This window comes from Bradyrhizobium sp. Ken51, from assembly GCF_055807435.1.
In genome coordinates this window covers 55154-81972 of record NZ_JBVVPB010000006.1, presented here as the reverse complement: position 1 = coordinate 81972, position 26819 = coordinate 55154, and the positions used below count along the sequence as shown (strand labels likewise).

Here is a 26819-nt window from a genome sequence, read left to right as displayed (position 1 = left end):
CGACTGGGTCGGACATCATCACGGGCCGCGTCGCAAGCGCGGCCCGTTCGCTTTTTTGGACCTTTGCGCGGAGATGCGACCATGTCGATCAAGCTTGCCGTCCCCTGCCTGTTGCTGCTCGCTGGACCGGCTGTGGCCGCCGACCCACTCCCCGACGCCATCAGCGCGCCGGGCGAGAACATCGTGCTCAGCGTCCACGCCGAGGGCGCGCAGGTCTATGAATGCAAGGCTGGCACCGACGGCAAGCTCGCCTGGGCCTTCCGCGAACCGATCGCGACGCTTCTCTCCGAGGGCAAGACGATCGGCCGGCACTATGCCGGGCCGAACTGGGAGCATGCCGACGGCAGCGCCGTGGCCGCCAAGGCCGCCGGCAATGCCCCGGGTACCACCGCGGCCGACATTCCCTGGCTGAAACTGGAAGTGACCACCCACCGCGGCAGCGGTGTCCTCACGCCCGTGACCACGGTTCAGCGCATCAACACCCATGGCGGCAAGCTCGACGGCGCATGCGACAAGCCCGGCGAGTTCAGGAGCGCGCCCTATTCGGCCGATTATGTTTTCCTGAAGAAGGGCTGAGACCGTCCCGTTCGGCCGATTGGTAAACGCATCCTGTCGGCAGACCGATGCAATCGCGCCGGCCTCTTTACCGCGCTCTCACGAACCACATCTAAGAGTTGTTCCGAAGCTCAAGGAACAACTGTGACGACCAACCTCATCCTCTTCCTGATCGCGCTTGTTCTGATTCCCTACGCGATCCCTGCGTTGATGCCGACGTGGCGCTGGTGGCGGGCGTGACATGCATCTTCGGCGGGCTGTTGGCGGCGCTTTGGATGCAGCATTGGATCGTGTCGTCCCGCCTCGGCTACAATGAGGGCCCGGGCGGTGGAATCGGAGTGGCATTCTGGGCCGTCGTGACCACCGGATTCGCAACCGGCGTCCTCGTTCGTGGCTTCACCCTGCTCTTCGCAGCTTACGGACTCCGGCTGCGCTACGTACTTGCGATCGGCCTCGCCGGATTTGCGATGGTGCCCGCCATCCTGTTCATCCCGAGCTGGTGGCACGACTGGAAAATGCGCCCCGCCCCGGAGGCTTGCCGGAACACGACGTTTCGCGTGACGATCGCCGATGCCGCCTTCTCCTTTCCAGCCAAAACTTTCCTGAACATCTATCTCGACAGGAGTTCGAGCGCGCGCGCCTACTATCTCGAGCACAGCGCCAGCCTACGGGAGTTTTGCGCTCTGAATGATGATGGCGCACGCCCGGTCAAAGCCAAACGGATATGGCTCCAGTTGCGCAACTTTGGCCTGGTGCCCCCTCCGCTTTGCACCGGCCCGGTCCCGGACTGGGCCGAGAGCTATTGCGCCGCTCACGCCGCGGCCAAGCACGGCGGAGACGACAAGCTCGATTTCCCTCTTGATATCTACCTATTTGCGCCGGACGAAGTGATCTTGGGTGAATTCGGAGGGACACGCTCGACCTACCAGGACTCCCTCAAGGCTACGCCGCAGTCAGGCGACGTCTACATCACGTCGGACGCGGTCTCCCGAACGGAGCCTCTTACGTTTCGATGCCGCTCAATCACTACGGGCTATTGGTGCAGCACCTTCTATCCGTGGCACGACGGCGCCCATCTCGGCTACACATTCCAGTCGGCCCGCGAGGAGATTGCCTCCCGCGGCAGCCGGATTGACACCGAGACACGCAAATTCCTTGTGGGCTTGGAAGCGCATTGATTTGATGTGACGGAGTGCTCAGGGCGCCCCATCTTTCTCGCCTTGCGCCAGCTCTGCCGCGGCGAGATCGCCGCTGCCCTCCAGCCTCGCCTTCGCCGTCTTGTGAACATGCGCGGCGAGCGTCGGCATGCGTTCGATCAGGGCGTGAAAATCCTGGGCGTCGAGCACCAGCAGCCGGGTCTTGCGTGTCGCCGTCACCGTGCCGCTGCGTTTGGTCTTGTGCAGCAGCGCGATCTCGCCGAAGAAGGTGCCATCCGCGAGCCGCACCTGCTGGTTCGGCAGCGTGATCTCGACCTCGCCGGCGGTGATGAAATACATCGACGAAGCCGCATCGCCCCGCCGCACCAGGATCTCGCTCTGCTCGATCGTGCGCGCCCGAAGCAGCCGCATGATGTCGGCGATCTCGGATGCACTGAGGTGTGAGAACAGCGGCACCCGCGCCAGCATGCCCCAGGTGACCACGAAGTCCCGCCGCTTCACCTCTTCCGCAAAGGCCGTCGAGATGATCGCGACCGGCAGCGCGATCATGGCAAAGCCGCTGATGATGGTGAAAACGGAGATGAACTTGCCGAGCGCCGTCACCGGCACGACGTCGCCGTAGCCGACGGTGCCGAGCGTCACGATCGCCCACCACATCGCTTGCGGAATGGTGCCGAGCTTGTCCGGCTGCACGTCGCGCTCGATGGCGTAGAGCAGCGAGGCAAACGTCAGCACCGCGCCGATCAGGATGACGATGCAGCCGATCAGCGCCCGCCGCTCGGCATGCACGGCCGCGAGCAGCGAACGCATCGCCGGCGAATAGCGCACCAGCTTGAAGAACGGCAGCACGCCCAGCGCTGCCAGCGTTGCATGCCGGCCCGTGGCGAGCACAATCGCAGCCGGCAGGAACGCGAGGAGATCGACGATGCCGAGTGCGGAGAAGACGTAGCTGAGCCGGTCCGACAGCGCAGACGCCGTACGCTGGGTGTGACCCGCCACCGTCCACAGGCGCGCGGCATATTCCAGCGCGAACACGATCATGGCGAGGATGGAGATGCCTGCGAACAGCGCACCGAATTGCGCGTCCAGCTCCGGCACCGAGGCAAGGATCATCGCGGCGACGTCGAGCACGATGACGGCAATGATCAGCTGGATGAAGCGCGACCCGACCGAGTAGGCCAGCGGATCGTGCTCCAGCAATTCGTAGAGGCGATCCCTCAGATTGGGATCGGTTGAGCCACGCCCTCGCGGAACGGGGCGCACCTGCTTACGCGCCGGTCGATTTTTGTTCAGTCATGGCTTTTTCGATCGCCGTGAGTGCTGCGGCCGCATTCGCTCCATCGGGGCCGCCGGCCTGGGCCATGTCGGGCCGCCCGCCGCCACCCTTGCCGCCGAGCGCTTCGGAGGCGATCTTCACCAGATTGACCGCATTGAAGCGCGAGGTGAGGTCAGCGGTGACGCCGACCACCACGCCAGCCTTGCCGTCCTCGGTGACGCCGACGATGGCGACGACGCCGGAGCCGATCTGCTTCTTGCCGTCGTCGGCAAGGCTCTTGAGATCCTTCATCTCGATGCCCTCGACCGCGCGCGCCATCAGCTTGACGTCGCCGACCTCGCGCACGCCGGAGGCCGCGCCGTTGCTCGAAGCTGCACCGCCGCCCATCGCCAGCTTCTTGCGGGCGTCGGAGAGTTCGCGCTCGAGCTTCTTGCGCTCTTCCATCAGCGCGGCAATGCGCGCCGGAACGTCGTCGATCGACGTGCGCAGCTCGTGCGCGGCGGTCTTCGCCAGCGCCATGGTGTCGTTGGCGTGTTTTCGCGCGTAGTTGCCGGTCAGCGCTTCGATGCGGCGCACGCCGGAGGCGACCGCGCTCTCGCCCGTCAGCGTGATCAGCCCGATGTCGCCGGTGCGCCTGACATGGGTGCCTCCGCACAGTTCGACCGACCAGCCGAGTGCGTTGGCGCCGCGCTCGCGCGCGGTGCGGCCCATCGAGACGACGCGAACCTCATCGCCATATTTCTCGCCGAACAGCGCGCGTGCGCCGGCCTCACGGGCCTCGTCCACGCCCATGACGCGGGTCGAGACTTCGTCATTCTCCAGCACCACGTTGTTGGCGATGTCCTCGACGCGCGCGAGCTCTTCCGCCGTGATCGGCTTCGGATGCACGAAGTCGAAACGTAAACGATCCGGCGCGACCATCGAGCCGCGCTGGGCAATGTGGTCGCCGAGCACCTGGCGCAGCGCCTCGTGGATGAGATGCGTGGCCGAGTGATGCGCGCGGATCGAAAAGCGCCTGCCGTGATCCACTTCGAGCTGCAGCGCGGTGCCGAGCTTCAGCTCGCCGCTCTCGACCGTGCCGATGTGAACGAAGAAATCGCCGAGCTTTTTCTGCGTGTCGGTGACGCGGAACTTGATGCCGCCCTCGCCGGTCAATACGCCGGTGTCGCCGACCTGGCCGCCGGACTCCGCGTAGAACGGCGTCTGGTTCAGCACGATCGCCCCTAGCTCGCCGGCCTTGAGGCTGGTGGCTTCCTTGCCGTCCTTGACCAGCGCGGTCACCACGCCTTCGGCGCTCTCGGTCTCGTAACCCAGGAATTCGGTTGCGCCGAGCTTCTCACGCAGCGGGAACCAGATCGCCTCGGAAGCAGCTTCGCCAGACCCCTTCCAGGACTCGCGTGCCTTGGCCTTCTGACGCTCCATCGCGTCGGTGAACGAGGCCTGATCGACGCTGATGCCGCGCGACTTCAGCGCGTCCTGCGTCAGGTCGAGCGGGAAGCCATAGGTGTCGTACAGCGTAAAGGCGACGTCGCCGTCGAACATGTCGCCCTTCTTTAAGGACGCGCTCTTCTCGTCGAGAATGGCGAGGCCGCGTGTCAGCGTCTTGCGGAAGCGGGTCTCTTCCAGGCGCAGCGTTTCCTCGATCAAATTTTCCGCGCGCATCAAATCCGGATAGGCCTGGCCCATCTCGCGCACCAGCGCCCAGACCAGCCGATGCATCAGCGGTTCTTTCGCACCTAACAACTGCGCATGGCGCATCGCGCGGCGCATGATCCGGCGCAGCACATAGCCGCGGCCCTCGTTCGAGGGCAGCACGCCGTCGGCGACGAGGAAGGCCGACGAACGCAGATGGTCGGCGATGACGCGGAACGAGGCCACGGTCTTCTCATCCGGTCCGCTGCCGAGCGCGGACGCCGTCGCATCGATCAAATGACGGAACAGGTCGGTCTCGAATACGCTGTCGACGCCATGCATGATGCAGGCCATGCGCTCCAGCCCCATGCCAGTGTCGATCGAGGGACGCGGCAGCGCCACGCGCTCCTCCTTCGTCACCTGCTCGTACTGCATGAAGACGAGATTCCAGAATTCGAGGAAGCGATCGCCATCCTCCTCCGGGGAGCCCGGCGGCCCGCCCCAGATGTGATCGCCGCGATCGATGAAGATCTCCGAGCACGGGCCGCACGGGCCGGTGTCGCCCATCGCCCAGAAATTGTCCGAGGTCGGGATGCGGATGATGCGATCCTCGGAGAAGCCCGCGATCTTCTTCCACAGTCCGGCCGCCTCATCGTCGGTGTGGTAGACCGTGACGAGCAGCTTGTCTTTCTTGAGCCCGAACTCCTTCGTGATCAGCGTCCAGGCCAGCTCGATCGCGCGCTCCTTGAAATAGTCGCCGAACGAGAAGTTGCCGAGCATCTCGAAGAAGGTGAGATGGCGCGCGGTGTAGCCGACATTGTCGAGGTCGTTGTGCTTGCCGCCGGCGCGCACGCATTTCTGCGAGGTGGTGGCGCGCTGATAGGGCCGCTTCTCGACGCCGGTGAAGACGTTCTTGAACTGCACCATGCCGGCATTGGTGAACATCAACGTCGGATCGTTGCGCGGCACCAATGGCGAGGACGACACGATCTCGTGGCCGTTCTCGGCAAAGAAGTTCAGAAAGGTCGACCTGATCTCGTTGACGCCGCTCATGTTCATCCAATCGGGTGTGCTTGGACCCGCCATACGCCATCCAAACCGCAAGTTTGGGCTGATATCTGCGGGTCAAAGCGCTTTTAGACAAGGCCAGCTTCGCTGTCCAGAAACTGTGCAGACAGATCAAGGCGTTGCCGCAGTCGCGCAATCCGTTGGAAAGCCGCCGATGCCGCGTTGACAGGCTTGGCCGGCCTGTGGTCTTTACCCATCTGTATCGTACGGCCACGTCGGGAGAGACCGGCACTGGTGCCGGCGCCGAAGGAGCAACCGCCCCGGAAACTCTCAGGCAAAAGGACCGCGTGGCTTTGACAGCATCTGGAAAGAGGCGCCGACGGGCCAAGACCTTTTAGAAGGGTTGGTTCGGACAGCGTCCGCCGACGGGATAATACTCTCAGGCACAGCGACAGATGGGGCTTCGACTGGTGTCCACGGGAAATCCTTCCCGGGGAACCGCCGAGGGCCCCCCGATGCTTGCGCGTGACGACAAAGAATCCCTGAAACGCACCCCCCTTTACGACCTGCATGTCTCGCTCGGCGGCAAGATGGTGCCGTTCGCGGGCTATGACATGCCGGTGCAATATCCGGCCGGAGTCCTGAAGGAGCACCTTCATACCCGCAACGCAGCCGGCCTGTTCGACGTCTCCCACATGGGCCAAATCGCACTCAGGCCGAGATCGGGCAAGGTCGAGGACGCCGTCCGCGCGCTGGAACGGCTGGTGCCGCAGGATATCTTGGCGATTGCGCCGGGCCGGCAGCGCTACGCTCAGTTCACCAATGCCGAGGGCGGGATTCTGGACGATCTGATGGTCGCCAATTTCGGCGATCACCTCTTCCTGGTCGTCAACGCAGGCTGCAAGGCCGAGGACGAGGCGCATCTGCGCGCGAATCTCGCGGACGACTGCGTGATCGATTCGCTGACCGACCGCGCGCTGATCGCGCTGCAAGGCCCGAAGGCGGAATCGGCGCTGGCGAAATTATGTGCAGAGGCGCCCGCCATGAAGTTCATGGATGCCGGCCCGCACAGGGTTGCCGGCCTCGACTGCTTCGTCTCGCGCTCCGGCTACACCGGCGAGGACGGATTCGAGATTTCGGTTCCTGCCGGCGATGCCGAACGGCTCGCCAAGGCGCTGCTGGACAATCCGGACGTCATGCCGATCGGGCTCGGCGCCCGCGACAGCCTGCGGCTCGAGGGCGGGCTCTGTCTTTACGGCCACGACATCGATACCGCGACCACGCCGGTCGAGGCCGCGCTGGAATGGTCGGTGCAGAAGAGCCGCCGCACCGGCGGCGCGCGCGCCGGCGGCTTTCCCGGCGCGGAAAGGATTCTGGCCCATTTCGACCACGGCGCATCCCGCCGCCGCGTCGGCCTGCGTACCGAGGGCCGCGCGCCGGTGCGCGAGGGCGCGCTGCTGTTTGCGAACGCGACCTCTCACGAGCCGATCGGAAAGGTCACCTCGGGCGGCTTCGGCCCGAGCCTGAATGCGCCGGTCGCGATGGGCTATGTGCCCACAGCATCGAGCGCGATCGACACGAAACTCTTCGCCGAGGTGCGCGGCCAACGCCTGGCCGTGCAGGTCGCCGCCATGCCCTTCGTGAAAAACACCTACAAACGCTGAGGACTGAGAAAATGACCACGACGCTCTACACCTCCGACCACGAATGGCTCGCGATCGACGGCGATGTCGCCACGGTCGGGATCACCGACTACGCGCAATCGCAGCTCGGCGACGTCGTGTTCGTCGAATTGCCCAAGCTCGGCCGCACGCTGAAGAAGGCCGAACCCGCCGCCGTCGTGGAGTCCGTCAAGGCCGCCTCGGATGTCTACGCGCCTGTTAGCGGTGAGGTGCTCGAGACCAACCCCGAGCTCGCGAGCGAGCCGGCGCTGGTAAACTCGGATGCGCAGGGCAAGGCGTGGTTCTTCAAGATCAAGATGGCCGACAAGAGCGAGCTCGGCGGTCTCATGGACGAAGCGGCGTACAAGGCCCACACGGCGTGAGATGAGAACAACTCGAACCACACTCTCGGTGTCATCGTCCGCGAAGGCGGACGATCCAGTACGCCGCGGCCCATCGGCCCTAGCCGAAGCGGCTGCGTTTACTGGATGCCCCGCCCCCGTGCGCAAGTGCGCACTAGGCGGGGCATGACGGCGACAGCGAACTCTGAAGCGAGGACCCATGATGACCGCGCACCGCAAATCCAACGGCGACACCACCAGCTTCGTTCGCCGCCACATCGGCCCCTCGGCACGCGACGTCACCGCGATGCTCGAGGCGGTCGGCGCGAACAGCGTCGATGCGCTGATGGCGCAGACGCTGCCGGCCTCGATCCGGCAGGCCGCCCCGCTCGATCTCGGCAAGCCGCTCAGCGAAACCGAGGCGATCGCGCATATGGCCGAGCTCGCCGCCCAGAACCAGGTCTTCACCTCGCTGATCGGCCAGGGCTATTCCGGCACGATCTTGCCTGCGGTGATCCAGCGCAACATTTTGGAGAACCCGGCCTGGTACACCGCGTACACGCCCTACCAGCCCGAGATCAGCCAGGGCCGGCTCGAGGCGCTGCTCAATTTCCAGACCATGATCTGCAATCTCACCGGGCTCGACGTCGCCAACGCCTCGCTGCTCGACGAGGCCACCGCGGCGGCGGAAGCGATGGCGCTCGCGGAGCGGCACTCGAAAGTTGAAGCAAAAGCCTTCTTCGTCGACAAGGACGTGCATCCGCAGACGCTCGCCGTGATGCGCACCCGCGCGGAGCCCCTGGGCTGGACCCTGGTCGTCGGCGATCCCCTCACCGATCTCGACAAGACGGACGTGCTTGGCGCGCTGCTGCAATATCCGGGCAGTTCAGGCGCTGTGCGCGACCTCAGGCCTGCGATCGCCAGCCTGAAGGCCAAGGGCGCGCTCGCGATCATCGCTGCCGATCTCCTCGCCCTGACACTGCTCGCCTCGCCCGGCGAGCTCGGCGCCGACATCGCGATCGGCTCGGCGCAACGTTTTGGCGTGCCGATGGGTTATGGCGGGCCGCACGCGGCCTATATGGCGGTGCGCGATGCGCTGAAGCGTTCGCTGCCCGGCCGCATCGTCGGCCTCTCCGTGGATTCGCGCGGGATGCCTGCCTATCGCCTCGCGCTGCAGACCCGCGAGCAGCACATCCGTCGCGAGAAGGCGACCTCCAACATCTGCACCGCGCAGGTGCTGCTCGCCGTGATCGCCTCGATGTATGCGGTCTATCACGGCCCCGAAGGCCTTTCGCAGATCGCACGCAACGTGCATCGCCGCGCGGCCGTGCTCGCCGCGGGCCTACGCAAGCTCGGCTTTGCGCTGCAGTCCGACAGCTTCTTCGACACACTGAGCGTGGACGCCGGCGCGAAGCGTGCCGAGATCGTCGCGCGCGCGGCCGCCGAGAAGATCAATCTCGGTATTGGTGAGAGCGCTCTGCGCATCGCGCTCGACGAGACCACCACGCCTGCGACGGTGGAAGCGGTCTGGCGCGCCTTCGGCGGCGAGCTCGCCTATGCCGAGATCGACGCCACCACGCGCGAGGCGCTGCCGGAGGCACTCAAGCGCGCAACCTCCTTCCTCACCCATCCCGTGTTCCACGCACATCGCTCGGAAACCGAGATGCTGCGCTACATGCGCAAGCTCAGCGATCGCGACCTTGCGCTCGACCGCGCGATGATTCCGCTCGGCTCGTGCACCATGAAGCTGAACGCGACCACCGAGATGATGCCGCTGACCTGGCCGGAATTCGGCAGCCTGCACCCGTTCGCCCCGCGCGAGCAGGCCCGCGGCTATCACGCGCTGTTCGCGCGCCTGGAGAAGTGGCTGTGCGACATCACCGGCTATGACGCGATCTCGCTGCAGCCAAATTCGGGCGCGCAAGGAGAATATGCCGGGCTTCTGGCCATCCGCGGCTATCACGCAGCGCGTGGGCAGAGCCACCGCAAGATCTGCCTGATCCCCTCCTCCGCCCACGGCACCAACCCGGCCTCGGCCGCGATGGTCGGCATGGACGTGGTGGTGGTCGCCTGCGAGAAAAACGGCGACGTCGATGTCAACGATCTCTGCGCCAAGGCCGAGAAGCATTCGAACGACCTCGCCGCTGTCATGATCACCTATCCCTCGACCCACGGCGTGTTCGAGGAGCACATTCGCGAGATCTGCGACATCGTGCATGGCCATGGCGGGCAGGTTTATCTTGACGGCGCCAACCTCAACGCGCAGGTCGGCCTTAGCAGGCCCGGCGATTATGGCGCCGACGTCAGCCATCTCAACCTGCACAAGACCTTCTGCATCCCGCATGGCGGCGGCGGCCCGGGCATGGGACCGATCGGCGTCAAGGCGCATCTCGCGCCGTTCCTCCCGGGTCACCCCGTGACGGATGGGAAAGCGCCAGTCGGCCCGGTCTCGGCAGCGCCGTTCGGCTCAGCCTCGATCCTGACCATCTCCTACATCTACATCCTCATGATGGGCGGCGAAGGCCTCAAGCGCGCTACCGAGATCGCGATCCTCAACGCCAACTACGTCGCGGCACGGCTCGATGCGCACTTCCCGGTGCTCTACAAGAACGAGAAAGGCCGCGTCGCGCATGAGTGCATCGTCGATCCCCGCGCGCTGAAGACGACCTCAGGCGTCACCGTCGACGACATCGCCAAGCGCCTGATCGACTACGGCTTCCACGCGCCGACCATGAGCTTCCCGGTGCCGGGCACGCTGATGATCGAGCCGACCGAATCGGAATCCAAGGCGGAGCTCGATCGCTTCTGCGATGCCATGATTGCGATCCGGAGGGAAATCGCCGAGGTCGAAGCCGGCCGCTTCAAGATCGAGGCGTCGCCCTTGCGCCACGCCCCGCACACCGTGCACGACATCGCGGACGACGATTGGAAGCGCGCCTACACCCGCGCCGAAGGCTGCTTCCCCGCGGGCACCTCGCGCACGGACAAATATTGGAGCCCGGTCGGCCGCGTCGACAATGTCTATGGCGACCGCAACCTTGTGTGCTCGTGCCCGCCGGTGAGCGATTACGCGGAAGCGGCGGAGTAGGAATAGGGCGCGACCAATGAGCGGCTCTCGCGATCCCATCGCCACAGCCGCTCGTTTGTCAGTTCAGCTTCTTAGGATGGGTAGAGCGAAGTGAAACCCATCACCCCACGCAAAACGAAACAGGCGCCGAAGACGTCGGCAACTCAACGTCCTCAGCGCCCGCTCCTCGCGAAAAACTTTACTGTTGAAGCTTACTCGTCCGCCGGCTCCTCGCCGTCGGCATCACGCTCGGGGCTGCCGGCGAGAATCTGCTCGGCGATCAGGCCGGAGTTCTGGCGGATCGAGGTCTCGATCTTGGCGGTGATGTCGGGGTTGGCCTTCAGGAACGCCTTCGAATTCTCGCGGCCCTGACCGAGGCGCTGGCTGTCATAGGAGAACCATGCGCCGGATTTCTCGACGATGCCGGCCTTGACGCCGAGATCGAGAATCTCGCCCATCTTGGAGACGCCCTCGCCGTACATGATGTCGAACTCGACCTGCTTGAAGGGCGGCGCCAGCTTGTTCTTGACGACCTTGACGCGGGTGGTGTTGCCGACCACTTCGTCGCGCTCCTTGATCGCGCCGATGCGGCGGATGTCGAGGCGGACGGAGGCATAGAATTTCAGCGCGTTGCCGCCGGTGGTGGTTTCCGGCGAGCCATACATCACACCGATCTTCATGCGGATCTGGTTGATGAAGATCACCATGGTGTTGGACTTGTTGATGGACGCCGTCAGCTTGCGCAGCGCCTGGCTCATCAGCCGGGCCTGCAGACCTGGCAGCGCATCGCCCATCTCACCCTCGAGCTCGGCCTTCGGCACCAGCGCCGCGACCGAATCGATCACCAGCACGTCGACCGCGCCGGAGCGCACCAGCGTGTCACAGATTTCCAGCGCCTGCTCGCCGGTGTCCGGCTGCGAGATCAGGAGCTCGTCGATGTTGACGCCCAGCTTGCGCGCATAGACCGGGTCGAGCGCGTGCTCGGCGTCGATGAAGGCGCAGATGCCGCCCTTCTTCTGCCCTTCCGCCACCGTGTGCAGCGCCAGCGTGGTCTTGCCCGAGGATTCCGGCCCGTAGATCTCCACGACGCGTCCCTTCGGCAGGCCGCCGATCCCGAGCGCGATATCGAGCCCGAGCGAACCCGAAGAGACCGCCTCGACATCCATCGAACGGTCGTTCTTGCCGAGCTTCATCACCGAGCCCTTGCCGAACTGCCGCTCGATCTGGGAGAGCGCGGCGGCCAGAGCTTTACTCTTGTCCATGGAAGATCCTTCGACGATACGCAGGGCAGTGGTGGACATTGGGTCGTGCTCCTTATGGCGAGGATTCGCTAGAGGGACAAACGGCTGGCGAGGCGGCGCGGCGATAAAATCAATGTACCCTATTTGTTCTAGGTTCGCAATATGTTCTTTGCGGATTTTGGTGCTGTCTGACGCGCATCAAAGACGGATGATCCGCGCGCCGTCAGAATTCCGTAATCCTGCGGCACCGAACCTTTCGCGGCCTGCGGTCTTCTCTTGGATGGGACCGCAACTCTGGGGACCTCAGTCATGACGAACAACACGCATCACGATACGAACCGGCGCAATCCGCTGCTGGAGGCGGCGCGGGAAGAGATGATCAAGTTCGAGCGCAAGGAAAACGAGTTCCGCAAGAAAGATCGCCAAGAGCGTGCCGCCGAGCTCCATTTGCCGCTGGACGCGATCAAGCTTCAATAAGGCCGCCACGACGAGGGTTTAGGAGCTGACCGAGGCCCGCTTGCGACTCGTGGGGCGATGGAGGTGTTCGCCAGCGGCAATGCTCCGGCGACGATGCCGGAGCGGCCGCCTGTTGATTTCAAGCAGATTGGCACGGGAATCGGATGGCCGCGGAGGCGAATCCGAGCCGATACGGTATCTCAATACTACCAGTAAGCCATTGATTGAACGATGGAATTTGTAGGCGGGCTACTGTGCATGGGGTTGTTTTCGTGTTTTTGAAAGGCGCGCATGGGCCTTTCGACCCGCGCCGTGTCCCGGCAGCCAACACGGCCTACAGCAGAACCAGCAACCCGATGCCGATCACCAGCACTACGAAGCCAGCCGCCGTCGCGGCGGCGAATGACCGCTCTACGTTGTCCATGATGCCACCCCGTTGCCGGCACGCCACGTTTCCCCCATGGCAGCACCGTCGCTGCGAAATCTCGCCTGCGGTTGTGTCCTGAGTTGTGCGAACGGATGTCGAAATTGGGACCGGTGCAGGGTCAGTGTGCGGCCCCGAGCTCTGGGCCTTCGCTGCCGCCGTCGCCCTGTCAGGCTGTCGTAAGCTGAGCCGGCTAGGGTCGTCCGGCTATGGTGTTGCAGCCCAGCACCTCAGCCTCCAATAACCTTTTCCCCGCTTGGCTCTCCAAGCGGGGTTTTTTCATGCCGGTTTTCATGCCGACTTTCATGCCGGCCGGCCGGTTTGCGAACCGCCCTCCTCCTGGGTCAGCCGCAGCGAGAAGGCGCGGATCGCCGGCGCTGCGAGCAGCACGATCGGCAGCATCGCCGCCCATGCGATCAGCCACGACACCATCCAGTGCGCGAGGAACTCCAGCGCGTTCCCTGCGGGAAGGCTGGCGATGCCCGCGGCGACCAGCGAGGTCAGTCCGGACTGGATGATTCCGAACACGAAATGAGAATAGCGGCGGGGAATGCCCAGCATGATGCGCCCATGTTCCTTAGCCTCATCGGGCCAAGCAAGGCACATGCCGCCGCGCGCCGAAGACGCCGCTGCCCGGTCCAGGAACTCTGTTCATGGCCGGAGAACCACGGGAGAGGCCTCGCGCCGCCGCCGGGCGGCCGGCGCATCGATCGGGAGCTGAAGGCGATCGGGCGCGAAACCGCCTGAACGGCCGGACCGAGATCGTCGGCGGGATGGCGCCCCTGCGCGCTGCAGCCGCCATGACAGCAGGGCGCGCGGCGTCCATGGGGGCTATTCCGTAGCCGCCCGGAATTGATCTGCCGATGGTTTGGGATTGGACTGCCCGCGATTATGGCCGTGGGGACTGAGCCATCAGGCGCGATCGGTGCGAACCATGCCGCTCTACTTTTTTCGAATCCGGAACGGCAGCTATTCCGGCTGTGCCGACCAGGCGTCGGAATTTGCCGATCGCGATTCGGCCTGGAAGGAGATGACCAGCGTCTGCGCCGACATGGCCGCCGGCATCGCCCGCAAGCTGCAGGAAAATTCCGAATGGCACATGGAGCTGCTGGACGAAGCCAAGGAGCCCGTGTTCCGGATCCGCATCACATCCGAAACCTTCGAATAGAGGCCGGCCCTAATCCGCGCTGGGCAGGCGCCGCATCGTGAATTCGATGTCGCCGCCGGGCAGTTCGCGCCAAGTCTCGACCGCGCTCATATAGCCGGCCTTGGGGTAGCGGGCGAAGAAAGCCTGCGCCCTCTCCCGCGCCGCCGCGCGCGGCAGCGTGAAGGTCTCGCGCAGATAGCCGTCGCCGGCCATCGGGTCGGGCTTGCCGCCCATCTTGCGCCGGCGCGCCATCCGCTCGGCGAGATCCCGCGGACGATCGGCCATGTTCTGCTCTCCTCGACGCAATACGCTCCCACTCAATGTAGGAAGTAGGCCGATCAAAGAGGAGTCCCGGCCGGAGGCAGCAACCGCCTCCGATCGGGCAGGAGGTCAATTGGCAGTCGTGCCCAACTTTTTCTTCGGCGCACCGGTCGTGGCCGACGCCTTTGGCGCCGCCGGCTGTTTCGGCGGGTCGGAGCGCATGCCGCCCCACGGATCGTTGGAGGCCTTGGAGTCCGGAATCTTCTTCAGCGTTTCCTTGTAGGCCTTCTCACGCTCGGCTTCCGCGGCCTTCTCCTCTGGAGTCTTGCTCGGACCGTCCTGCAGCAAGTTGATATTGGGCATTTGCGCATAGGCCGGTCCCGCCAGCACGGTCGGTCCGGCCAGGACAGCCAGCACCGCGGCCATACGGAAAAGCTTCATCATTGACTCCTTGATTATCCGTGGCGGCGCGGGTCGTCCGCGCCGTGTCACCCCTGTCATTACCGCAGGGGCCGCTCGACCCGCTAGAGCCGGTCCGATCTGCACGATTTCGGCGCGTGGAGCCAGTCGTCCCAGATCGGGCCGCACCTGGTGCACCCGTTCAGCAACAGGCCGAGCCCGGCCAGACAAAACACGAGGACATACCGACGCAACATCACCCACCCATACCCGCTCCATGGCATCATACCGGGCGAAGTCAGGCATTTTCAAGCCGACGGGACCCGCGGCAGACCGGGTGACTTTGCCGCGCCGGTCCGCTCGCAATGCCGAACATCCGGCAATACGGAGGGAACGACAGCAATGCCATCGCAGCCAGAAGCCGAGTTCGGCATCACGGAAGCCCGACGCATCCTCGGCGAGGTCTTTGCGCCCTGGGTCCAGGATCTCAACCTCTCGGTCGAGCGCATCGAGCACCTGCCGCCGCCGGACGTGCCGGACTGGCAGCCCGCAGCGCTCCTGCGCATGCCGTTCTCGGAACGGCTGTGCCGCAACGGCGGCGTGGTCTGCGGCCAGGCGCTAATGGCGCTCGCCGACACCGCGATGGTGATCGCGAACCTCGCCGCCAACCGCGGCTATCGTCCGATGACGACGGTCGACCAGACCACGCATTTCATGCGCGCCGTCTCCTCGTCGGACGTGCTGGCCGACGCCCGCGTGGTGCGGCTCGGACGCACCATGAGCTTTGGCCGGGTCACGCTGCTCTCGGCCACCGACAACAAGCCGGTGGCGATGGTGTCCAGCGCGTTCGCGATGCTGCCGGGGTGAGCATCATCCGAAGAGACGAAAGCCGCGGGAGCGCAAAGCGCACCGCGGCTCTCGATGGCGTCATGTCGAGGAAACGCGATGGCGATCGCACTTCGCACGGCCAAGCGGGAAATTACTTGCCGAGCACTTCGTCGGCCGCGGTGACGATGCTGACGTTCGGATTTTTTCCGCAATAGCTGCCGAACTTCTTGGCGTTCTCGACGAACACGTCGGTGTCGAAGATCGCGTTGTCCTCGTCGCCCTTGTACCAGCCGTCCATCCAGGTCAGCACCATCTTGATGGTGTCGTCGCCACTATCGAGGAACTGCTTGCAGCTCATGGTCGCGAGATCGAGCTTGGTGGCGTGGGCGGGCATGGACGACAGCGAGAGCGCTGCGGCGAACAGAAGCGAAAACGTCGTCTTCATCAATATCTCCATCGGCGCGTAGCGCCACAAAAGGAAGGGCTCGGGGGAAAGTCGGCGGAGTGACCTCCGCTTCGACGTCGTAAACGAAGTCTGAAGCGCTATGCAAGTAGCGCCAGTATTGAGTTTAGTTCAACGTAATTTCTATGCACTACTTCACAAACATCATTATGGATTAAGGCGGATGATCGAGAAGCGTGCGGCGCAGCGTTACCGTGTTTTCAAGGGTGGAAAGATCACCTTTGAAAATTGCGGCATCACATGCACGGTGCGAAATATGTCGGCGAACGGTGCCGCAATCGACCTCGATGTCCTCGTCACATTACCGCAATCGTTCACGCTCGCGATCGCGCGCGACAATTTCGTGCGGAAATGCCGCACCGTCTGGCGCACCGAGAGGCGCATCGGCCTCGCTTTCGTACAGTAGTGCATATGATGTGAACGATCGTTCGCATCGCGCGCGCGATGCCGTGTTATCTTCGCGCGATACGACGCTGGCGACGCCAGCGCAGGCTTGCGATCACAAGCGAGACGATCGCGAGCGCGATCATTGAAGATGTCGCAAAAAATCGTCCACCGGGGCGATCGATGGTACGCGACCACAGCGACGGCCCTTCGCCCGGCCGTGCCAGGCGAAACGCAACGACACTGTCGCCAATCGAGGTGCCTGCCTCGGAGTGGCCGCCGGCGCCGATGGCGACATACTGCTCGCCCTTCCAGAAATAGGTCATGGGATTGGCGACTCCGGGCACCGGCAGCCGGCCTTGCCACAGCTCCCTTCCGCTTCGTGCATCGAAGGCGCGCAAATAGGCGTCCATGGCTCCGGTGAAGACGAGACCGCCTGCCGTGACCGCGAGCCCGTTGACGAGCGGCGCACCCCACGGCAGCGGCACGCCGAGCGGGGCGAGATCCTCGGTGGTGCCCACCGTCGACCGCCAGAGGATCTTGCCGGCCTTCAGATCGACCGCGACCATCTCACCCCAGGGCGGTTTGTTGCAAAGAAAACCAAGCGGCGATGTTGCCACCGCACGCGACATCGCAAACGGCGCGCCATTCTGCTGGCCGAAATCATGACCGGGCGGAGGATCGAATCCGGCCGCCTCCGCCCGCGGAATCAGCTTGATGAGATGAACGGCCCGGCTGGTGTTGGCATAGAGAATCTGGTTGACGGGATCGAAGGCTGCGCTGCCCCAGTTGACGCCGCCGCCGGTGAAGGGAAACTCCAGCGTGCCTTGCGTTGAGGGTGGCGTGTACAGCCCCTCGTTACGTGCCTCTGCGAACTGCGTCTCGCAAGCTGAGCGGCGCAGGCCAGGAAGGAACGAGAGCGCATCCTCAGTCGAGATTTTTTGGGAAACCAGCGGCGGCACATGCGTCGGGAATGGCTGCGTGGGCGACAGCCGTTCACCTTCCGCTGCCGCCTGCGGAACGCTGCGCTCCTCGACCGGCCACACCGGCTTGCCGGTATCGCGATCGAGCACGAAGACAAAGCCCTGCTTGGTCGGCTGGATCACGACATCGCGCTGACCTTCGCCGGTGTCGATGCGCGTGAGCGTCGGTTGCGCCGGCAGATCGTAATCCCAGACGTCGTGGTGCACGGTCTGGAATGCCCATACGAACTCGCCGGTCTCAATGCGCAGCGCGACCACCGAATTGGCATGCTCGTTGTTGCCCGGCCGCTTGCCGCCCCAGAAATCCGGCGATGGCGAGGATGTCGGCAGGAATACCAACCCGCGCGCGGCGTCGACCGACATCGGCGCCCAGACATTGGCGTGACCGGCTTCGATACCGTCGCGCTTGAGCGGCTCGAAGGTCCAGCGCGGCTGACCGCTGCGCGCATCGAACGCGCGCACCACACCGCTCGGCGCGTCGACGCGGCGGTTGTCGCCGATCGCGGAGCCGACCACGACGACCCCGCGGCCGATCGCCGGCGGCGAGGTGATCTGGAATTCGCCGGGCCATTCCAGCTTCATGCCGATATCGGGCCTGACCTCGCCACCCCTGCCGAAACCGGCACAGGGGATTCCCGTCTTCGCATCGAGCGCGATCAGGCGGACATCGTTGGTGCCCATGAAGATGCGCGATCGACATGCGGCATCCGCAGGCGCCTCGTCGTCGATCCAGTAGGCGACGCCGCGGCAGACGTAGCGGTTGGCGGGACGCTGGTTGATCGCGATCTTCGGATCGTAGCGCCATTTCTGCGCACCCGTGCCGGGATCGAGCGCGATCACCTCGTTGAAAGGCGAGCAGAAGACCAGGCTGTTCTCGACGAACAACGGCGTCGCCTGGAATTTGGTTCGCCGCATCACCCCGGGCGGCCGCGCCGCGAGATCACCCGTGTGGAATTCGAAGGCCCGAACCAGGTTGCCGACATTGTCGGGCGTGATCTCCCGCAATGACGAGAACCGCGAGCCTCCGGGATCGCCACCCCAGCTCTCCCAGGCGAGGCCTGGCCGCGACGAAAACAACAGGAGCGTGATGAGAGCGGTCAAATAGCAGGAGCGGGTCGCCAACGCCCGCCTCACCTATTTCGGCTTCTTGGCAGGTTCAGGCGGACGCGCCCCGCTCCACGGATCGTACTTCTCCTTGGACTCGGGAATGCGCTCGAGTGCGGCCTTGTAGGCCTTCTCGTCGACCTTGGGCTTGTTGTCCGCCTTCTGGCCGCCCTCGTTAGGCTGACGCCTGCCGCCGCCCATCTGCGCCTGAGCGGAGGCAACCGCCAGCGCCAGCACGGCGGCCGCTATGACCAAAATCCTCATGGGCGCAATCCCCCTCGTCTGGGGTACAAACTAGCCGGCAATGATGGAATAGCCAATGCCGCGAGCTCCAAGACTTCAGGAATCCTGACTTCAGGAAATCCTGGCTCCAAGAAATTCTGGCTTCAGCAAATCTTGATCGGCCGGGTCTTCGTCGGATCGCATTCGTGCCTATGTTTTGGCCCGCAGGGGACCTTCACGGATGTTACGAATTATTGCTCATGCCGCGCTGCTGGCCAGCGCGCTCGCGCTCGGGGCCTGCGTTTTTGCCGACAGCCGCGCACCGGTGCCGGAGTTCATGCGCATGAAGGAGGCCGAGCAGCCGCGGCCCGAATCGCCGCCCGACGTCAAACGCGTCGTGCGCGAGCAGATCGAATTCGTCTTTCTCAGTACGTCCTATCCGCGTGAGGTGCATGTCGCCTCACCCCATCGCGAGGTGCGGGGACCGGGCTGGACAGCTTGCGTCCGCGCCCAGCTCACCTCGGCGACCGGCTCGCCGCTCGGGCCACAGACCTACATCGTGACCATATCAAGCGGAAAGGTGGTCGATCGCCGCCGCGCAGAAGCGGACGACATCTGCGGGTCTGAAAGCTACGAGCCGATCTAGGGAACGGATCAAGCCGACATCCGATCCGGTTCCGGGAAAAACGTGTAATTTTGCCGGAACGATCATGGCCTCCCCTTCTTGTTACCGCCGAGGGCAGTTTCGAGGAGGACATGATGAGGACATTCACGATTGCGTTGCTGACTGGCGTCGGAGCCTTGGCAGCGGTGAGCGGCGCGAAGGCCGCCGACGTCTATACGACCAGCGAATACACCAGCCCCGATCTCGTCCAGGAAGTGCGGCTGGTCTGCGACGATTCCGGCAATTGCTATCGCACCCGCGGCGGCTCGCGCGTGATCGTGCGCGACTCCTACGCGACCATGCCGCGTGATCGCTACTATGAGCGCCGCACCTATCGCGACTGGGACGACGGTCCGCGCGGTGGCGTTGGCATTCGCGCGCCCGGCGTCAGTGTTGGCGTCGGTGTCGGCGATCGCTGGTAATCGATGAAGCCATGACAGCCGGGACCGGACGAGACAACTCGCCCGGTCCTGTTCCATGTCAGATCTCGAGCGGCTCTCCCGGGGTGACGCTACGCGTTGCCGACGGGACCTGCGCGATGAAGCGGGCGAGCACCATGCCGGCACACATCGCGGCGACGAAGATGAAGGCGGAGGCCGAGCCAAATCCGAGCGCGGTCAACGCCGGGCCTGGACAAAAGCCTACGAGGCCCCAGCCGATACCAAAGATGGCGGGACCGGCGATAATTCTCGGATCGATATCGTTTCGCGTTGGGACGTAGAAGCGGTCGGCGAAGACAGGTCGTGCGAGTTTCAAGACGCGGCTGAAGCCGATGAAGGTCACCGCGACCGCGCCGGCCATCACGAAAGCGAGGCTTGCGTCCCACGTTCCTGCCGGGATGCCGCCAACGTCCAGGAAATTCAGGACCTTTGCCGGGTTCGACATACCTGAGACGATGAGGCCGAGGCCAAAGACCAGACCGATCCCGAATTGAATGAGAAGTGTCATCGCGGTCAGCTGCAGTGCCGCATCACGAAGACGGTCGCCATGCCTGCCGCCATGAAGGTCATCGTCGCGATCAGCGATCGCACCGACAACCGCGACAAGCCACAGACGCCGTGGCCCGAGGTGCAGCCGCTGCCCCACACCGCGCCCAGCGCCGGTGAGCAATCCCGCGACGATCAGAAGCGGCGTTCCGGCGGCGATCGTTTGCGCCGGCAGGCTTCCGGTGACAAGGCGCACCAGGACGGGCGCGACGATAAGGCCCGCGACGAAGGCGAGCCGGCCGGCGAATTGCCGATCCTCGTAAGGCGGAAACAGCCGCGCCGCGATACCGCTGACCCCGGCGATCCGTCCCGTCGTCCACATCAGCAGGACGGCGGACAGGCCAATCATCGCGCCGCCAAGGAGCGACGCAATCGGCGTAAAAGGTGTGGCGACCATGATGATCCTCCGGGTCGAGAGCATTCTGGCTTATCCATCGAGACATCCGGCCGGCTCGCGGCCGGATGCTCAACGAGACGTTAATATTACCACTCGAATTGAAGCGGTGTCCCAACGGTATTTTCCAATCTTTGCGCTAAGCATGGCCTCCTGAACGGGGACGACGGGACGTGGTCGATATCGCGCACCAGGCTGCGATCAACCCGGCATCGGCAGAGCATGCCGCGGCCTCGCGCGCGCGTGTTCCGCTTACGGCGATCGAACCCGGCCAGTGGCGCGCACTCGCGCAGCGCGCCATCGAGCCGAACGGATATTACTTGCCTGGCTGGGAGCTCGCCGTCAGTGCAACCGCGCGCGGCCGCACGGATGCCTCGGCGCTTCCCGCATACGATGGATCGCGGCTGATCGGGCTGATGCCGGTGATCTCGCTCTGGCGGGCATGGAAGATTCCCCTGCCCGCGCTGGTGAGCGCGCATCCCTACGGCACGCTGTGCAGCCCCCTGATCGACCGCGATGCCCCGATCGAGGCAGCGGCGCGCCTGTTGCAGCAGGCCCGCGCGGCCGGAGCGCATGCGCTCGTGCTGAAGGACGTCGCGCTCGAGGGGGCGGCAATGACCGCCGTCAACCAGGTTCTGAATCGCGACGGCTTGAAGCCGCGCCTCCTGAGCTCCTACAGCCGCGCCAGCCTCGACGCGACGCAGGACGGCGAGGCGCTGCTTCGCGACGCGCTCGGTACCAAAAAGGTGAAGGAGCTGCGCCGCCAGCGCCATCGCCTCGAGGAACACGGCGCCGTCGTGTTCGATGTCGCGCACAGCCCCGACGAGATCGGGCCGGCGCTCGAAACATTCTTGCGGCTCGAAGCCAGTGGCTGGAAAGGCAAGCGCGGCACCGCGCTGGTCCAGCATGCCGGCGATGCAACCTTCATCCGCCGCGCCGTTCCCGCGCTGGCAGAAACCGCGCAATGCGAGATCGTCACCCTTCGCGCCGGCGCGACGCCGGTGGCCGCCGGCATCGTGCTGCGGCATCAGGACCGTGCCTTCTTCTTCAAGCTCGGCATCGACGAGCGCTTTGCAAGATATTCGCCGGGCGTGCAGCTCACGCTCGAGCTCACCCGCCGCCTCTGCGCCGATCCCGCCATCGCCAGCGCGGATTCCACCGCGAGCGCCGATCACCCCATGATCAACCCGATCTGGCGCGGGCGCTTCGCCGTCGGCGACGTGCTGATACCGCTGCGGCGGAACGACCCCATCGTGGCGCTCGTGCACGGAGCGCTCGCGGCGCACGGCATCGCCTACGCGGCGGCGCGCCGCGCAGTTCGCCTGCTTCGCAAATAGATAGCTCCTACTCCGCCGCCTGGGCGTTGATCTCCGCTGAGACCTCGCGGATGGCGCGCGCGAGCATGTTGGGATCCTGCGCGCCTGAGACGGCGTATTTTTGCGCGAACACGTAGGTCGGCACGCCGGAGATGCCCTTCTCGGCGGCTTCCTGCGCGTCCGCCGATACCCGCGCGACGTCCTCGTCGGTGGCGAGGCGCCTGCGCACGTCGTCGGCATCGAGGCCGACATCGGCAGCCGCCTGCACCAGCACGTTCACATCAGTGAGGTCGCCGCCGTCGCGGAAGTAGAGCTCCATCAGGCGCTGCTTCATCTCGGGCGCCTTGCCGATCGCCTCGGCCCAGAGGATCAGGCGGTGGCAGTCGGTGGTGTTGGGCTGACGCGCGACAAGCTCGGGCCGGTAGACGAGCCCCTCCTCGCCCGCGGCCGCAACGACGCGCCCCGCAATACCCTTGTAGGCCTCGACCGAGCCGAACTTCTTGGTGAGATACTCTTCCCGGCTGATGCCCTCGGACGGCACCCAGGGATTGAGGAAGAAGGGACGGAAATTGAGCTTGACCGGAACGTCCGGCACCAGCGCCAGCGCGCTCTCGATCCGGTGCTTGCCGATATAGCACCAGGGGCATACCACGTCGGAAACGACGTCGATCTGGAGCGGCTTTAGGGTGCTCATGAGCGCCTCCTTCGGGCATTGCGGGTTGTGCCCAAAGATAAGCCGAACCCATGCCGAGGCAAGGCCGCTAGCTCATGGCTGCTGCCATTTGTCGGAGCCGCTCGGCAGTGCGGTCGTCGGCCGGGAAGAAGGTTTCCAGAGCCAGCTCCGACAGCGTGATGTCGACGGGCGTGCCGAACACCATGGTGGTGGAGAAGAAACTGAGGATCTCCCCGTCGTGTCGCAGCTTGAAGGGGATCGCGACATTGTCGCTCGACAGCGGCGCCGCGCGCGCCGGGATCGGATAGCTCTTCAGGTCGTTGTACAGCTTGATCAGCTCGGGATCGGCGGTCGCCTCGCATTGCCGGTGCAGCCGCTCCAGGAGATGTCCGCACCATTCCGCGAGATTGACCGTTCGCGGCGCCAGCGCCTCGGGATGGAAGGCGAGCCGCAGCACGTTGAGGGGCTGGCCGAGCAGCCGCTGCGGAATGCCGGCAAGCAGCGGCGCCAGCATGCGATTGGCCGAGACCAGATTCCAGTGCCGGTCATAGGCCAGCGCCGGATTGGGCTCGTGCGCCCTGAGGACGAGGTCGATCGCCTGGCGAGCTGATTTCAAGGCGGGATCCTCCAGCGGGCGCTGCGGAAAGGCCGGGGCATAGCCGGCGGCGACCAGCAGCACGTTGCGTTCGCGCAACGGCACGTCGAGGCGCTCGGCGAGTCTGAGCACCATGTCGCGCGAGGGTGCGGCGCGGCCAGTCTCGACGAAGCTCAAATGTCGCGCCGAGATTTCGGCCTCGCCGGCGAGATCGAGCTGGCTCATGCGGCGGCGCTGCCGCCACTCGCGCAAATGGTCGCCGATATGGACCGGTTGGCTGCGTTCGGCCTGTGCCGTAGATGCATGTGCGTTCATGGTCGAAAACCTAGCACGCAGATTTCGGCGCTTCCATTACGTCAGAGGTAATCGAATTGGGCCTCGGGCCGGCGCATCTTCGGTCGTAACAGGAGACGACCATGATCGCACTGCTGCTCTACCGGACCGTCACAGACCACCTTGTCCCCTGGGCCATGGCGCTCGCAACCCGGATGCTGGCGCGCAGCCTCAACATGCCGGAGCCGCTGGTGCATTCGACCGGCGACTATGTCGTCGCGCAGGTCACGGCCTTCGAGCACAGCGTCGGCAGGAGCCTCTGCCCGTTCCGCATCGCCCGCCTGCTCCGCGTCTGGTGGCGCGGATGGCACTGAGTTTATTCCCGAGCCCACCCCAACCATGGAGACCACGATGATCGACGCATCCACATTCCTTCGCCGCGCGCTTCTTGCCGACGCGATCTTCAGCGGCGTCGCCGCTCTCGGCTTCACTTTCGGCGCCGGCGCGTTCGCGTCACTGTTCAACCTGCCCGAAGCGCTGCTGCGCGAGACGGGCCTGTTCCTGATCGCCTACACCGCACTCGTCGGCTGGCTCGCTTCACGCGCCTCCGTGGCAAAGCCGCTCGTGCTACTGGTCGTGGTCGGCAACGCGGCCTGGACGCTCGGCAGCATCGCGCTGCTGCTCTCGGGCGCGGTGTCGCCGAATCTTGCCGGCGAGCTCATGGTCGTGGCACAGGCGATCGCGACCGGCGTGTTTGCCGAACTGCAATATGTGGGATTGCGCAGGAGCGGGAGTGTGCTGGCTGTCAGAGCTTGACAAGAGCACGACAACGGAGCCGGCCGCGCAAGTGCTAGCTAGGCCCGCGCGCGGCCTTTCGCCTTGCCAACGGCATGGCCATTGAGCTTCTTCTTTTTGGCGCCTTTGGCGCCAGCCTTCTCGGCCTTGCGCTCCGTGCGCGCCTTCACCTTGGCGCGTTCGGTCCGCGCCTCGGCGCGCAGCTTCTTGCGCTTCTTCTCGCAAGATTCGCACTTGCAGCCGATCGGCTTCAGGTAGGCTTTGAAATAATCGGTGCCGTAGTCGTAATTGATCTCGTCGCCCGGCTCGATGTTCTTGATGGCACGGATGAAGACCTTCCGCTCGCGCGGCCGGACGTCGGATTCGGCGTTGGGCCGGCACGAATGGTTGATGTAGCGCGCGAGGTTCTTGCGCACCGAGCCGTCGATGGTCCAGCGGCCGTTGAGCTCGAACAGGTATTTGTTCTCGATGTCGTCGTGCTCGGGAATCCGGGAGTCCAGGATCGGTCCGTAATAACGGATGATCCGGGTGCCCTTCTTGATCGGCTTGGTTGCGAAGAGGCCGAGCCCGGTTTTCGAGCGGCCGACGCGATAAGGTTTGTTCGAAGAGGTGGCTGGCATGATCACGAAAAACGAGGACGCGAACGAGGCTGAAAGAGCCAAGCGAAGCCGCTCTTCTAGAACGATTCCGCGCCGCTGTCAGGTGTCTGTCGACCCTGTTTGAACCTTGCCCACAATCAAGACGTCTGATGGTACGGAGTTCCCGGCCGATCAAAGGCGCCATCATGTTCCGCATCACCACCGCAGGCTTGGCCATATTGCTGTTGGCCATGTTGCTGATGTGCAGCGGTCTTGACCGCGCCGACGCCCAATCCGTGGGCAGCCAATATACCTCGACGGCGCCGAAGGATTGTCGCCAGATCGGCAAGCCCAGCGAGCTCGACGGCAGCACCGCGCGGGTATGCAAGGGCAAGGATGGCCTCGTGGTCCTGATCGCCGAGGACGATCTTCGTGAGGTCGTCTCCGTCGGCCGCAATCGCAAGGCCGCGGCCGAGGAACCGCCGGCAAAAATCTGGTTCGCTCCGTTCAACTCGTCCGAGACCACCGTCGAATGGCGCACCGCGGCCGCCAGACCGTTTGCGATCATCCAGCGCTGGCACATCGCCGACGGCACCGATCCCGACAAGCAGGGGCGGCCGAATACCAAGGCCATGCTGATCGTGACCCGGCTGCGACCCGGCCCCGTCTGCCACGTCGCCTATGTCGACGCGATCGCCAACCCGAACGCCAATGAGCTGGCGCGCAAGGCGGGAGACGACCTTGCCCGCAGCTTCACGTGCGGCAAGGACGAGGTGAAGATCATCGGCGCACGGGGCCGTGCGGTCGAGCTGGCGACGATGCGCTAGGCTTCCGTCTTGGTGCGGTGTTAGCGCGACGTCTTTGCAGCCTTCTTCGTTGCGACCTTCTTTGTAACCTTGCGCTTGGGCGACTTCTTCGCGGATTTTTTCTTTGAAGCTTTGGCCTTGGACGTTTTCTTCGCTGCCATGCGCATGTTGTCCACGAGGTTGGGATAGCGGCGCCCGGCGCGGCGGGCACGCGCCTTGGTCGCCGATTTCTGCGCGGGCGTGAGATGCTTGGACGCCCTGCCGGCGCGCTTGCGCGGATTTTGACGTTTCCAGGGGGCGCGGGGTGCTCTTGCCATGCGGCGTCAACGCCGCATCATGGCTGGGGTTGCGTTGAGCCCGACTGAATCAAGGACCCGGCGGCTTCCCGGTCACCGGCGACATCAGCATCGCCTCGAGCAGGCGTTCGGGCGTCGTGCCCTCGGGCAGGCGCCCCAGAATATCCTCCAGCCGCCCATCAAGCAGCAGCATGGTAAAACCGTGCACCATCGACCAGGCGCGCGAGATCGCAGCGCCCTGACTGAGCGTCAGCGCGTCGCCGCTGATCTGCTCCTGCCGCATCATGCCGACGGCATTGGCGAGCCCGGCGAAGGACGCCTCGGCGGCCTCGTGCAGCGACGGCCTGGAATAGTCGAGCCGCTCGGTGCGGAACATGATGCCGTACATGCCGGGATGAGCCTGGGCGTAGGCGACATAGGCTTTCGGCCGCGCCAGCGCGTGCTCGAGCGGGGTGGTGGCGGCGTTGGAGGACGACGCCATCGCCGCATTGAACTGGCGGAAGCCGACCGCCGCGAGCTCACTGAGAAGCCCGGTGAGGTCGCCGAAATGATGGGTGGGCGCGGCATGCGAGACGCCCGCCTCGCGCGCCACCGCGCGCAATGTCAGGCCGGCGAGCCCGTCACGCTCCAGTACCCGTTCGGCGGCCTGAAGCAGCGCCTCGCGCAGCGCGCCGTGATGATAGGGCGCCTCGGCCTTGACGCGCGCCGGCCGTGGCGCGGGACGCGTTGGCGCGCTCGCCTTCTTTGGGGTGCGCACACCGCGCGCGGTTGCTGTCCTGATTTCGCTCTTGCCCATGAGGCAGCTATAGGACGCAATATTGACAGTGTAAAGAT

General features: G+C 64.8%; 30 protein-coding genes, 1 pseudogene and 1 riboswitch. Of the genes and pseudogenes, 15 read left to right on the top strand and 16 right to left on the bottom strand.

Annotated features, from left to right (window positions below; translation table 11 throughout):
* Positions 1 to 81 precede the first annotated feature (81 nt).
* Positions 82 to 576: a DUF3455 domain-containing protein gene (locus AC0L27_RS13060; RefSeq protein WP_354208477.1), complete on the top strand. Its 495-nt coding sequence runs from the start codon at positions 82 to 84 to the stop codon at positions 574 to 576.
* 197 nt (positions 577 to 773) lie between these two features.
* The gene (locus tag AC0L27_RS13055) at positions 774 to 1733 is read left to right on the top strand and encodes a hypothetical protein (protein ID WP_354208476.1); all 960 of its coding nucleotides are present in this window, start codon (positions 774 to 776) and stop codon (positions 1731 to 1733) included.
* Positions 1734 to 1751: 18 nt separating this feature from the next.
* Here AC0L27_RS13055 and AC0L27_RS13050 read toward each other — a convergent pair whose 3' ends face one another.
* Both AC0L27_RS13050 and alaS read right to left on the bottom strand, forming a co-directional pair.
* Positions 1752 to 2975, bottom strand: coding sequence for a cyclic nucleotide-gated ion channel (locus tag AC0L27_RS13050; protein ID WP_473319379.1), 1224 nt, complete (start codon positions 2973 to 2975; stop codon positions 1752 to 1754).
* Positions 2976 to 2979: 4 nt separating this feature from the next.
* On the bottom strand, positions 2980 to 5673 hold the full coding sequence (gene alaS, locus AC0L27_RS13045; protein WP_473319465.1) for an alanine--tRNA ligase: 2694 nt from the start codon (positions 5671 to 5673) through the stop codon (positions 2980 to 2982).
* A gap of 221 nt (positions 5674 to 5894) precedes the next feature.
* A riboswitch (glycine riboswitch) is annotated at positions 5895 to 5983 on the top strand.
* Positions 5984 to 6143: 160 nt separating this feature from the next.
* Between alaS and gcvT the strand changes: the two genes are divergently transcribed.
* From gcvT to gcvP, 3 genes are all read left to right on the top strand, one after another.
* Positions 6144 to 7292: a glycine cleavage system aminomethyltransferase GcvT gene (gene gcvT, locus AC0L27_RS13040; protein WP_473319377.1), complete on the top strand. Its 1149-nt coding sequence runs from the start codon at positions 6144 to 6146 to the stop codon at positions 7290 to 7292.
* 11 nt (positions 7293 to 7303) lie between these two features.
* Positions 7304 to 7672, top strand: a complete 369-nt coding sequence (gene gcvH / locus AC0L27_RS13035; RefSeq protein WP_247328286.1) for a glycine cleavage system protein GcvH — start codon at positions 7304 to 7306, stop codon at positions 7670 to 7672.
* Between the two features lie 181 nt (positions 7673 to 7853).
* The gene (gene gcvP / locus AC0L27_RS13030; protein WP_473319463.1) at positions 7854 to 10718 is read left to right on the top strand and encodes an aminomethyl-transferring glycine dehydrogenase; all 2865 of its coding nucleotides are present in this window, start codon (positions 7854 to 7856) and stop codon (positions 10716 to 10718) included.
* A gap of 191 nt (positions 10719 to 10909) precedes the next feature.
* Here gcvP and recA read toward each other — a convergent pair whose 3' ends face one another.
* Positions 10910 to 11998, bottom strand: coding sequence for a recombinase RecA (gene recA, locus AC0L27_RS13025; RefSeq protein WP_026233157.1), 1089 nt, complete (start codon positions 11996 to 11998; stop codon positions 10910 to 10912).
* 249 nt (positions 11999 to 12247) lie between these two features.
* Here recA and AC0L27_RS13020 point away from each other — a divergent pair, with 249 nt between their 5' ends.
* Complete coding sequence (locus tag AC0L27_RS13020; protein WP_473319375.1) at positions 12248 to 12415, top strand: hypothetical protein; 168 nt, start codon at positions 12248 to 12250, stop codon at positions 12413 to 12415.
* 706 nt (positions 12416 to 13121) lie between these two features.
* Here AC0L27_RS13020 and AC0L27_RS13015 read toward each other — a convergent pair.
* A complete protein-coding gene (locus AC0L27_RS13015; RefSeq protein ID WP_473319374.1) occupies positions 13122 to 13379 on the bottom strand; it encodes a DUF2798 domain-containing protein in 258 nt (85 codons plus the stop codon).
* Between the two features lie 373 nt (positions 13380 to 13752).
* Between AC0L27_RS13015 and AC0L27_RS13010 the strand changes: the two genes are divergently transcribed.
* Positions 13753 to 13986 (top strand): DUF6894 family protein, encoded by a 234-nt coding sequence (locus tag AC0L27_RS13010; protein ID WP_275170045.1) that lies wholly within the window; start codon positions 13753 to 13755, stop codon positions 13984 to 13986.
* Positions 13987 to 13995: 9 nt separating this feature from the next.
* Here the strand turns inward: AC0L27_RS13010 and AC0L27_RS13005 are convergent, their stop codons facing one another.
* Both AC0L27_RS13005 and AC0L27_RS13000 read right to left on the bottom strand, forming a co-directional pair.
* A complete protein-coding gene (locus tag AC0L27_RS13005) occupies positions 13996 to 14250 on the bottom strand; it encodes a hypothetical protein (protein ID WP_275170044.1) in 255 nt (84 codons plus the stop codon).
* Between the two features lie 105 nt (positions 14251 to 14355).
* Entirely contained in the window at positions 14356 to 14667 is a 312-nt protein-coding gene (locus AC0L27_RS13000) for a hypothetical protein (protein ID WP_473319372.1), read from the bottom strand.
* A 360-nt stretch (positions 14668 to 15027) separates the two neighbouring features.
* Here AC0L27_RS13000 and AC0L27_RS12995 point away from each other — a divergent pair, with 360 nt between their 5' ends.
* Positions 15028 to 15492 (top strand): PaaI family thioesterase, encoded by a 465-nt coding sequence (locus tag AC0L27_RS12995; RefSeq protein ID WP_007612196.1) that lies wholly within the window; start codon positions 15028 to 15030, stop codon positions 15490 to 15492.
* Between the two features lie 112 nt (positions 15493 to 15604).
* Here AC0L27_RS12995 and AC0L27_RS12990 read toward each other — a convergent pair whose 3' ends face one another.
* Complete coding sequence (locus AC0L27_RS12990) at positions 15605 to 15898, bottom strand: HdeA/HdeB family chaperone (RefSeq protein ID WP_354058200.1); 294 nt, start codon at positions 15896 to 15898, stop codon at positions 15605 to 15607.
* A gap of 181 nt (positions 15899 to 16079) precedes the next feature.
* On the opposite strand from AC0L27_RS12990, the gene AC0L27_RS12985 reads away from it, so the two are divergent.
* A complete protein-coding gene (locus AC0L27_RS12985; RefSeq protein WP_473319370.1) occupies positions 16080 to 16322 on the top strand; it encodes a PilZ domain-containing protein in 243 nt (80 codons plus the stop codon).
* Between the two features lie 46 nt (positions 16323 to 16368).
* Here the strand turns inward: AC0L27_RS12985 and AC0L27_RS12980 are convergent, their stop codons facing one another.
* Together AC0L27_RS12980 and AC0L27_RS12975 are read right to left on the bottom strand one after the other, a co-directional pair.
* A complete protein-coding gene (locus AC0L27_RS12980) occupies positions 16369 to 18384 on the bottom strand; it encodes a pyrroloquinoline quinone-dependent dehydrogenase (RefSeq protein ID WP_473319462.1) in 2016 nt (671 codons plus the stop codon).
* 33 nt (positions 18385 to 18417) lie between these two features.
* Complete coding sequence (locus tag AC0L27_RS12975; protein WP_007602200.1) at positions 18418 to 18651, bottom strand: hypothetical protein; 234 nt, start codon at positions 18649 to 18651, stop codon at positions 18418 to 18420.
* Between the two features lie 199 nt (positions 18652 to 18850).
* Between AC0L27_RS12975 and AC0L27_RS12970 the strand changes: the two genes are divergently transcribed.
* Both AC0L27_RS12970 and AC0L27_RS12965 read left to right on the top strand, forming a co-directional pair.
* A complete protein-coding gene (locus AC0L27_RS12970) occupies positions 18851 to 19255 on the top strand; it encodes a hypothetical protein (protein ID WP_473319368.1) in 405 nt (134 codons plus the stop codon).
* A gap of 110 nt (positions 19256 to 19365) precedes the next feature.
* The gene (locus tag AC0L27_RS12965; protein ID WP_275170039.1) at positions 19366 to 19695 is read left to right on the top strand and encodes a hypothetical protein; all 330 of its coding nucleotides are present in this window, start codon (positions 19366 to 19368) and stop codon (positions 19693 to 19695) included.
* A gap of 58 nt (positions 19696 to 19753) precedes the next feature.
* Here the strand turns inward: AC0L27_RS12965 and AC0L27_RS12960 are convergent, their stop codons facing one another.
* Entirely contained in the window at positions 19754 to 20221 is a 468-nt protein-coding gene (locus AC0L27_RS12960; protein ID WP_473319366.1) for a DUF6691 family protein, read from the bottom strand.
* A 5-nt stretch (positions 20222 to 20226) separates the two neighbouring features.
* Positions 20227 to 20656: pseudogene (locus AC0L27_RS12955) on the bottom strand (YeeE/YedE family protein).
* A 170-nt stretch (positions 20657 to 20826) separates the two neighbouring features.
* Here AC0L27_RS12955 and AC0L27_RS12950 point away from each other — a divergent pair.
* Positions 20827 to 21990, top strand: coding sequence for a GNAT family N-acetyltransferase (locus AC0L27_RS12950; RefSeq protein WP_473319364.1), 1164 nt, complete (start codon positions 20827 to 20829; stop codon positions 21988 to 21990).
* Positions 21991 to 21997: 7 nt separating this feature from the next.
* Here the strand turns inward: AC0L27_RS12950 and AC0L27_RS12945 are convergent, their stop codons facing one another.
* Together AC0L27_RS12945 and AC0L27_RS12940 are read right to left on the bottom strand one after the other, a co-directional pair.
* Positions 21998 to 22663: a DsbA family oxidoreductase gene (locus AC0L27_RS12945; protein WP_275170035.1), complete on the bottom strand. Its 666-nt coding sequence runs from the start codon at positions 22661 to 22663 to the stop codon at positions 21998 to 22000.
* Positions 22664 to 22730: 67 nt separating this feature from the next.
* A complete protein-coding gene (locus AC0L27_RS12940; protein WP_275170034.1) occupies positions 22731 to 23552 on the bottom strand; it encodes a helix-turn-helix domain-containing protein in 822 nt (273 codons plus the stop codon).
* A gap of 101 nt (positions 23553 to 23653) precedes the next feature.
* Here AC0L27_RS12940 and AC0L27_RS12935 point away from each other — a divergent pair, with 101 nt between their 5' ends.
* Complete coding sequence (locus tag AC0L27_RS12935) at positions 23654 to 23884, top strand: hypothetical protein (RefSeq protein ID WP_354058187.1); 231 nt, start codon at positions 23654 to 23656, stop codon at positions 23882 to 23884.
* Positions 23885 to 23921: 37 nt separating this feature from the next.
* On the top strand, positions 23922 to 24326 hold the full coding sequence (locus AC0L27_RS12930) for a hypothetical protein (RefSeq protein WP_473319362.1): 405 nt from the start codon (positions 23922 to 23924) through the stop codon (positions 24324 to 24326).
* A gap of 38 nt (positions 24327 to 24364) precedes the next feature.
* On the opposite strand, the gene AC0L27_RS12925 is transcribed toward AC0L27_RS12930, so the two are convergent.
* Positions 24365 to 24925 carry an SET domain-containing protein gene (locus AC0L27_RS12925; RefSeq protein ID WP_354059621.1) on the bottom strand — a complete coding sequence of 187 codons (561 nt, stop codon included), beginning with the start codon at positions 24923 to 24925 and terminating at the stop codon, positions 24365 to 24367.
* Positions 24926 to 25089: 164 nt separating this feature from the next.
* On the opposite strand from AC0L27_RS12925, the gene AC0L27_RS12920 reads away from it, so the two are divergent.
* The gene (locus AC0L27_RS12920) at positions 25090 to 25710 is read left to right on the top strand and encodes a hypothetical protein (protein ID WP_473319460.1); all 621 of its coding nucleotides are present in this window, start codon (positions 25090 to 25092) and stop codon (positions 25708 to 25710) included.
* Between the two features lie 20 nt (positions 25711 to 25730).
* On the opposite strand, the gene AC0L27_RS12915 is transcribed toward AC0L27_RS12920, so the two are convergent.
* Both AC0L27_RS12915 and AC0L27_RS12910 read right to left on the bottom strand, forming a co-directional pair.
* A complete protein-coding gene (locus AC0L27_RS12915) occupies positions 25731 to 26006 on the bottom strand; it encodes a hypothetical protein (protein ID WP_473319360.1) in 276 nt (91 codons plus the stop codon).
* Between the two features lie 49 nt (positions 26007 to 26055).
* Complete coding sequence (locus tag AC0L27_RS12910; protein WP_473319358.1) at positions 26056 to 26781, bottom strand: TetR/AcrR family transcriptional regulator; 726 nt, start codon at positions 26779 to 26781, stop codon at positions 26056 to 26058.
* Positions 26782 to 26819: the final 38 nt, after the last annotated feature.